Source organism: Collinsella sp. LCP21S3_A9 (genome assembly GCF_052118785.1).
Taxonomy (GTDB): Bacteria; Actinomycetota; Coriobacteriia; order Coriobacteriales; family Coriobacteriaceae; genus Collinsella.
In genome coordinates this window covers 1-327 of record NZ_JBQKGN010000075.1, presented here as the reverse complement: position 1 = coordinate 327, position 327 = coordinate 1, and the positions used below count along the sequence as shown (strand labels likewise).

1 protein-coding gene is annotated in these 327 nt (G+C 68.5%); it reads right to left on the bottom strand.

What is annotated here, in order from left to right; translation table 11 throughout:
• On the bottom strand, window positions 1–327 hold a 327-nt coding region (locus tag ACTQ05_RS09625), incomplete at both ends, for an IS3 family transposase (protein ID WP_441538988.1).

Genomic DNA, 327 nt, shown 5'->3' with positions numbered 1-327 from the left:
CTCATCCACCTGGGGACCAGGCCCTCCTCGCGCATGATGCGGAGGACGACCTTCTCCGAGGCGCGCACGGGCTCGTCGAGCTCGCGCAGGCGCGCCGTCACGAAGCGGTACCCCCGCGCCCCCTCGCCGTCCTCGGTGAAGATCCTGCGCACGAGCGCGCGCAGGGGCGCGCGCCGGTCGGGCCTCGCGATCGCGCGGCGCTGGTACTCATAGGAGCTCTTTGATATCCCCAAGGAACTCGTGAGTTCTCTCAAGGACCACTTCCCGCACGGCCTCAGGCGGTCTATCACCAGGGTCTTCTCCCTGTTCGACATCCCGTCGAGGCTC